Genomic DNA, 7,756 nt, shown 5'->3' with positions numbered 1-7,756 from the left:
AAGACGAGCAGCGTTTTATGGAATTTATTGGACAAGCTTCTAATGTGCAATCCATTCAACAGTTACGTTCATTTATTGATGAATCAAATGATTCACAAGTGAAGATGTTTTCTTATCTTAGTGATTTGTCGTCGTTATTAGAAAATGCGGGTCTTGCGAAAATGGTCACATACGATTTGACACTAACGAGTGAAATGAGTTATTACACAGGAATGTTATTTGAAGTTTTTGCAAGTGGTTCGGGCTTTGCGATCGGTAACGGAGGTCGCTATGATGGGTTATTGCAAGAATTCAATTCTGATGTTGGTGCCACAGGTTTTGGATTACGAGTGGATCGATTGCTTGAAGTGATGACTACAACAACAACACGCGAACCTCATACACTAATCTTTTTTGATTCGGCTAATTATGTGAAAGCTGTTCATGATGCGAAAAATTTAAGAGAAGAAGGAATTCGCACAACTGTCCAATTCATGGGGAATGTCGAAGATAAGGAATCTTTTATCGCAAACTATACAGACGTGGTGTGGTTAATAAAAGGAGATGGCAATAATGAGTGAACTGACAATTGCGATGCCGAAAGGACGCATTTTTGAAGAAGCGTATGCCTTGCTTCAAAAAGCAGGTTTTCAGTTACCCGATGACTTAGAAGATTCCCGAAAACTCATCGTCGAAGTTCCTAATGAGAGGATTCGATTTATTTTAGCAAAACCAATGGATGTACCTGTTTATGTAGAACATGGGGTTGCAGATATCGGAATAGCGGGTAAAGATGTATTACTAGAGCAAAAGCGAAGCGTTCATGAATTGCTTGATTTAAAAATTAGTCAATGCTATATCGCAACTGCTGGCTTACCTAATACAATCATGAATGATATTGCTCCTCGAGTAGCAACAAAATATCCTGAAATTGCTTCTAATTTCTATAAAGAAAAAGGCGAGCAAGTCGAAATTATTGGCTTGAATGGTTCGATTGAATTAGCGCCAATGATTGGACTTGCAGATCGAATTGTAGATATCGTATCAACAGGTCGAACACTGAAAGAAAACGGATTAGTTGAATATGAACACATTGTGGATGTAACATCTAGATTAATTGCTAATCCAGTCAGTTACCGATTAAAAAGTGAACGAATTCGAGATATGGTGAAGCGCTTAAAAGATTCAATGGAGTAAGGAGGATGTATCATGCAAATCGTTTCTTTATCAAAAGATATTTCATTAAAACGACCATTAGAAATGGGTAATGCAGAACAAATGAAGACGGTGAAAATGGTTTTAGCAGATGTTAAATGTCATGGTGACGTAGCTATTTCAGAATACTGTGAGAAATGGGACGGTGTTAAACTACATGATTTTCGTGTTTCTAATGAAGAAATCCATCATGCAAAGGATAATTTCGATGCTGAACTTCTAAAAGACTTAGAAGAAGCTGCCCATAATATCCGAATTTTCCACGAAAAGCAAAAACGTTCATCGTATGAAGTGGATGTTGAAAACGGCTCGTTTATTGGACAACGAGTAAGCCCTTTAGATGCTGTAGGTCTTTACGTACCAGGCGGTTCAGCAGCTTACCCATCTTCGGTGTTAATGAATGTGATTCCTGCTCAAGTAGCAGGTGTGGAACGGATTGTCATTGTTTCTCCTCCGAACGAGCAAGGGTCTTTGCCTGATGCTGTGTTGGTTGCAGCGTCCATCTTAGGAATCGAAGAAATATATAAAATCGGCGGTGCTCAAGCAATTGCCGCTTTAGCATATGGCACAGAGTCTATTAAACCAGTGGATAAAATAACGGGTCCAGGAAATGTTTTTGTTGCACTAGCAAAACGCGAAGTATACGGAGTAGTAGCTATTGATATGATTGCAGGTCCGAGTGAAATTGCCGTGATTGCTGATGAAACCGCGTATGCCGATGAAGTGGCTGCAGATTTATTATCGCAAGCAGAACATGACCCGATGGCATGTCCAATCTTACTCACAACGAGTGATTTTTTCGCACATGAAGTCGCTCACGAAGTTGAAAAACAATTAATTATGCTCCCGCGTGAAAAAATTGCACGTGCTGCTGTTGAAAAATTCGGCAAAATTTATGTCGCCGAGACAATCGAAGATATTGTTGAAGCCGTAAATAAATTAGCACCTGAGCATTTAGAAATCATGACGAGGAACGCACAAGAAGTTGCACAACAAGTTCGTCATGCAGGCGCAATTTTTATTGGTCGCTACAGTTCAGAACCAATTGGAGATTACTTTGCTGGAACCAATCATGTATTACCAACCAATAGTACAGCTCGTTTTTCAAGTCCATTATCGGTGGATGATTTTATTAAAAAGACAAGTATTATTTATTACACAGAAGAGACCTGGCTTAAGCACGCGCCAAAAATTGCACGTCTTGCAAGAATGGAAGGTTTAGAAGGCCATGCGCGAGCAGTAGAATCAAGAGGATGGACAAAGGAGATGGATTAATCATGTTACGTGAAGCAACTATTAATCGAATGACCAATGAAACACAAGTGAATGTTTCACTCAAACTAGATGGAGAAGGACAAGCTACGATTGATACTGGCGTTCCATTTATGGACCATATGCTCGATTTATTTGTAAAACACGGATTCTTTGATGCCACCATTCAAGCTTCTGGAGATACGCATATCGATGATCACCATACCACTGAAGACATCGGGATTGTTTTAGGCCAAGTGGTAAAAGAAGCACTAGGAGACAAAAAAGGAATTCGTCGCTACGGGAATGCGTTTGTCCCCATGGATGACGCATTAGCTCAAGTGGTAATTGACTGTTCTAACCGTCCACATCTTGAGTTTAGAGCTGTTTTGCCAAATGAAAAAGTAGGCAATTTCGATACAGAACTTGTCCATGAGTTTCTCTGGAAATTTGCTCTCGAAGCACGAATGAATGTGCATGTCATCGTTCACTACGGTCAAAATACACATCATATAATCGAAGCCATTTTCAAAGCATTAGCTAGAGCATTAGATGAAGCAGTGTCAATCGATTCACGCGTTAAAGGCGTGCCTTCAACTAAAGGATTATTGACATGAAAATTGGAGTTATTGATTACGGGATGGGGAACTTATATAGTGTCGAACAAGCTTTACTTCGACTCGAATGTGAAGTTTTCATTACGTCAGATAAAAATGAGCTAGACCAAATGGATGGCTACCTTTTACCAGGTGTAGGAGCATTTCCTGATGCAATGAATCGATTAAATGAGTTAGGTTTGGATGAGTACATTCAAGAAATTGCTAAAACAAATAAGCCATTACTAGGAATTTGTTTAGGTATGCAATTGTTGTATGAAGACAGTACTGAAAATAGCTTAACAAAAGGCTTAGGTATTTTTATTGGAAACATTGAAAAATTTGAAGACCTTGATTCCCAACAACATCAAGTACGAATTCCACATATGGGTTGGAATCCATTGTCTTTTACTCATCAGCCGGAATGGCTAGATGGGCTAGAAAAAGAAGATTCAACACATGTCTATTTTGTACATTCCTATTTAGCTCAAAATACGCGACAACATGAAGTAGTCGCAAGCAGTACATATGCTGGTCAATTCGTACCTGGACTTGTACAGAAAGAAAATGTTACTGGTATGCAGTTTCATCCAGAAAAGTCTGGACCGTTTGGAAAATACCTATTGTCTAAGTGGGTTCAGCAAGTTCAAAAGAGGAGTGATCATTCATGACATCAATAGACATATATCCAGCGATTGATATGCGTGGGGGCAAGTGTGTCCGATTGTTTAAAGGTGATTACAATCAAGAAACCATCTATGCAGACTCTCCTTTTGAAATGGCCAAAACCTTTGCAAAACAAGGTGCAAAGTGGATACATATGGTTGATTTAGATGGAGCGAAGGACGGCAAACGTATTCATGATCAGGATGTCATCCGAGCAGCTACAGAGTTAGGTGTCAATGTTCAAATAGGTGGCGGAATTCGTACAGAAGAAGATGTGAAACATTATCTTGATAATGGAGTCACACGTGTCATTATTGGTAGCTTAGCAATTCAACAACCAGAGTTAGCCGTGTCGTTTATAGAGAAATTTGGTGCAGACCGAATTGTTATAGGTCTTGATGCAAAAGATGGCATGGTTGCCACGCATGGTTGGGTAGAGACGTCAACGAAGTCTGCAATAGAAGTAGGGCAATATTTTTCACAGCATGGTGCCAAGGTGTTTATTTTCACTGATATCGCAACAGATGGGACATTAACTGGACCGAATATTTTAGCAAATGAATTACTTGCTGAAGCAACAGGTGCAGAAGTAATTGTATCGGGTGGAATTAGTTCACTTTCTGATGTAAGTCAAGTGGCACAAGCTGCCTCGCAAACAACGATTGGTGGAGTAATTATTGGAAAAGCACTATATGAAAATAGATTTACTTTACCAGAAGTTTTACATGAGGTGACTTCATGCTAACCAAACGAATTATTCCTTGTTTAGATGTAAAAGAAGGTCGTGTGGTTAAAGGGGTTCAGTTTGTTTCTTTACGTGATGCAGGTGATCCTGTAGAATTAGCGAAATTTTATGATGAACAAGGAGCAGATGAGTTAGTTTTTTTAGATATTTCTGCTTCACATGAAGGCAAAGAAACAATGGTCGATGTAGTACGTCAATCTGCCGCTGAACTAGCTATTCCATTTACAGTAGGTGGCGGAATACGGACACTTGAAGACATGAAAAAAATGTTGCGTGCGGGAGCCGACAAAGTATCTGTCAATACATCAGCAATAGAGCGCCCTGAGTTAATTGCAGAAGGGGCTGCATTTTTCGGATCACAATGTATCGTTGTAGCAATTGACGCCAAATGGTCAAAAGAACATGATACGTGGATGGTCTATACACATGGAGGTCGTCGTGACACACAATGGACTGCAGTCAATTGGGCGCAAGAAGCTACTCGTTTAGGAGCAGGTGAGATTCTGCTTACTTCCATGAACCAAGATGGTGAAAAAAGTGGATTTGATATCGCTTTGACGAAAGCAGTTCGGGACGCTGTTAGTGTACCTGTTATTGCGAGCGGTGGAGCGGGAAATGCACAACATTTTTATGATGTATTTACTAAAACCGACGTGGATGCGGCACTCGCTGCTTCTATATTTCATTATAAAGAAACTAGTGTAAAAGAAGTGAAGAGTGTTTTAAGAGAGAAAGGAGTGTCAGTTAGATGAATAATTTCTCATTAGAAACTATAAAATTTGATGATCGTGGACTGATTCCTGTTGTTGTACAACATGCACAAACAAAAGAAGTCCTTACGGTGGCGTATATGAATCTAGAGTCACTAAAAAAAACAGTTGAGACCAAACAAACGTGGTTTTTTAGCCGTTCTAGACAAGAATTATGGAATAAAGGTGCGACGAGTGGGAACACTCAACAAGTCGTTGCAATAAGAGCAGATTGTGATGAAGATTCACTAGTAGTCGAAGTGCTCCCTAAAGGTCCAGCCTGTCATACTGGCGAAGTTAGTTGCTTCCATAAAGAAATCGTTACTCCTGTTCAAGCGGTAGGAAGCTTTGGGATATTAGCAAACTTAGTTCAAGTTATTCAAAATCGTGAACAATCGATGCCTGAAGGAGCTTATACTACGTATTTATTTGAAAAAGGCGTAGATAAAATCGGTAAGAAAATTGGCGAAGAAGCTACCGAAGTTGTCATTGCTGCGAAAAACCGTGATGCTGAAGAATTGCAATGGGAAGCTGCCGATTTACTGTATCACTTACTAGTACTGCTCCAAGAACAAAAAGTGGATCTATACGATGTGTTAGAAGTGTTACAAAAACGACATGAGGGTAAATCGTGAGCCTGTGTGATATAATAGAGAGATACTGAAAAGGAACCTTTTGTGTTCCTTTTTATTTTTTCGGAGGCATTAATTGGAGAAAAAACAAAAACAACTTAAAAAAGAGAATATCGTCTCGTTTATTCCAACAGGCGAATATTATTATCAAAAAGCGCTACATGCTCTGAATCGAGAGCAATTTGACAAAGCGCATAAATATTTAAGACGTGCAGCAGAATTGAGTCCTGACGATCCACATATTTTAATGCAATATGCAATTGTGGAAATGGAAGTTGAAAAATATGACCATGCCCTCGAGTTGTTGCAAAGCGCGCATAGTCTTGACCCTAATGAAACGGAAATCATCTTTTTCTTAGCTGAAGTCAATGCACATCTAGGGTTTCTTTCTGATGCTCGCAAATTCGCCAAAAAGTACGTAGAACTTGATTTTAGTGGTGTATATGCTGAAGAAGCAATGGAAATCATAGATTTTTCCGAACAAGATGACTGGCCTTTATTTGAGGATGACCACTTTGGAAGTGAAATCTTAATAATTCAAGAAAAAGCCAGACGTATGATGGAACAAGGTAACTTTGATCAAGCCATCGAAGTGTTAGAAAAATTAATCGAAGATAATCCAGACTTTTGGGCGGCGTACAATAACCTTGCGCTTGCTTATTTCTATATTGGAGAAGTCGATCAATCAAAAGCCTTATTACACAAAGTACTTGAAGAAAACACCGGTAATTTACATGCCTTGTGTAATTTAGCAGTGGTTCATTATTATGAAAAAAATGAATTTGAACTTAATCATTTATTAAATTTATTGAGTAAGATTCAACCATATATGTTAGAACACCGTTATAAGCTTGGAGCGACATTTGCTTTAGTAGGCCGTTACGATGATGCCTATAAATGGTTACGTTCATTGCAAAAACGAGGATATGAAGGCGATCCAGGATTTTATTTCTGGTTGTCACATTCAGCGTATTTTTCGGATCATGAAAAAGAGGCGCGTTTTGCATGGAAACAATTAATCAATATTGATCCAGAAAAGCAAGGTCTTGAGCCTTGGGCTGGGCAAGTTGAAGGCGAAGCACTGCAAGGGATGGAGCATAACAGAGACTTTGTTGTTGAAAAATTAGAAAATGCTTATCGAAGTGAGCGGATGTTTGGTTTGTTTTTATTAGGCAAGACTGCTCATAAACAAGAAATCATAGCACATCCTGAATGGGTAAATGTTGAATCGTATTCTACTATGGAAAAATGGTTACTCGCTATTTCACTTGGACATGAATTTGAAGCCAAACAACCAGCTGAGATTTCATTTATGCGAGCAGTTGATGCTACTGAAGTATTGTATGTGAAAAACCGTCCTGTCACAATTGATGCATCATTTTTGTTTCAGATGTGGTTCGTTTTAATTGAGCGAGCAATTGATAAAGGATATGTATTTAAAAATCCGAATGCCTTGGCAGCTGCAGCTGATTATATGTTCCAATCATCTCGTTCTCAAGGAATTACGAAAAAAGCGTTAGCAAAAAACTATGAAATCACATCACCGACGTTAACGAAATATGTTAATGAACTCATTCAGTTTTTACCATTCTCGGATTCGTAAGCAAAAAAGTTGAATGAGCTAGATGAATCTTATACATTTGTTACAGAACATTGGGTTTAGGAGGTTTTTTATATGTCTGAAGAAAAAATTTATGACGTTGTGATTATCGGTGCAGGTCCTGCGGGTATGACAGCAGCAGTATATACATCACGTGGAAACTTATCCACGTTAATGATTGAAAGAGGAATTCCTGGTGGCCAAATGGCAAATACTGAAGAAGTTGAAAATTACCCTGGATTTGAACATATTTTAGGGCCAGAACTTTCAACAAAAATGTTTGACCATGCGAAAAAATTCGGTGCTGAATATGCATACGGAGA

At 38.9% G+C, this 7,756-nt stretch carries 10 protein-coding genes; all 10 read left to right on the top strand.

Going from position 1 to position 7,756, the window contains the following annotated elements:
- Positions 1 to 560, top strand: a 560-nt coding sequence (locus WBG45_RS13995; RefSeq protein WP_424415511.1) for an ATP phosphoribosyltransferase regulatory subunit, incomplete at its 5' end; no start/stop codon positions are given.
- Positions 553 to 1,176, top strand: coding sequence for an ATP phosphoribosyltransferase (gene hisG, locus WBG45_RS13990; RefSeq protein ID WP_424415509.1), 624 nt, complete (start codon positions 553 to 555; stop codon positions 1,174 to 1,176). The genes WBG45_RS13995 and hisG, both read left to right, overlap by 8 nt.
- Positions 1,177 to 1,188: 12 nt before the next feature.
- Positions 1,189 to 2,469 carry a histidinol dehydrogenase gene (hisD, locus tag WBG45_RS13985; protein WP_424415507.1) on the top strand — a complete coding sequence of 427 codons (1,281 nt, stop codon included), beginning with the start codon at positions 1,189 to 1,191 and terminating at the stop codon, positions 2,467 to 2,469.
- A gap of 2 nt (positions 2,470 to 2,471) precedes the next feature.
- On the top strand, positions 2,472 to 3,062 hold the full coding sequence (gene hisB / locus WBG45_RS13980; RefSeq protein ID WP_424415513.1) for an imidazoleglycerol-phosphate dehydratase HisB: 591 nt from the start codon (positions 2,472 to 2,474) through the stop codon (positions 3,060 to 3,062).
- Positions 3,059 to 3,712 (top strand): imidazole glycerol phosphate synthase subunit HisH, encoded by a 654-nt coding sequence (gene hisH, locus WBG45_RS13975; RefSeq protein ID WP_424415505.1) that lies wholly within the window; start codon positions 3,059 to 3,061, stop codon positions 3,710 to 3,712. Before hisB ends, hisH begins: the two co-directional genes overlap by 4 nt.
- Positions 3,709 to 4,452 carry a 1-(5-phosphoribosyl)-5-[(5-phosphoribosylamino)methylideneamino]imidazole-4-carboxamide isomerase gene (gene hisA, locus WBG45_RS13970; protein WP_424415504.1) on the top strand — a complete coding sequence of 248 codons (744 nt, stop codon included), beginning with the start codon at positions 3,709 to 3,711 and terminating at the stop codon, positions 4,450 to 4,452. The genes hisH and hisA overlap by 4 nt, the downstream gene beginning before the upstream one ends.
- Positions 4,446 to 5,204, top strand: a complete 759-nt coding sequence (gene hisF, locus WBG45_RS13965) for an imidazole glycerol phosphate synthase subunit HisF (RefSeq protein ID WP_424415502.1) — start codon at positions 4,446 to 4,448, stop codon at positions 5,202 to 5,204. The genes hisA and hisF overlap by 7 nt, the downstream gene beginning before the upstream one ends.
- Positions 5,201 to 5,836 carry a bifunctional phosphoribosyl-AMP cyclohydrolase/phosphoribosyl-ATP diphosphatase HisIE gene (gene hisIE / locus WBG45_RS13960; protein WP_424415500.1) on the top strand — a complete coding sequence of 212 codons (636 nt, stop codon included), beginning with the start codon at positions 5,201 to 5,203 and terminating at the stop codon, positions 5,834 to 5,836. Before hisF ends, hisIE begins: the two co-directional genes overlap by 4 nt.
- 73 nt (positions 5,837 to 5,909) lie before the next feature.
- A complete protein-coding gene (locus tag WBG45_RS13955; RefSeq protein WP_424415498.1) occupies positions 5,910 to 7,436 on the top strand; it encodes a tetratricopeptide repeat protein in 1,527 nt (508 codons plus the stop codon).
- Positions 7,437 to 7,508: 72 nt separating this feature from the next.
- A partial coding sequence (locus tag WBG45_RS13950) for an NAD(P)/FAD-dependent oxidoreductase (protein ID WP_424415496.1) occupies positions 7,509 to 7,756 on the top strand: 248 nt, incomplete at its 3' end.

The sequence above is a fragment of the Paenisporosarcina sp. genome (assembly GCF_049671445.1).
Taxonomy (GTDB): domain Bacteria; phylum Bacillota; class Bacilli; order Bacillales_A; family Planococcaceae; genus Paenisporosarcina.
Note: the sequence above shows the minus strand (reverse complement) of the source record. Positions and strands in the feature narration are given on the sequence as shown.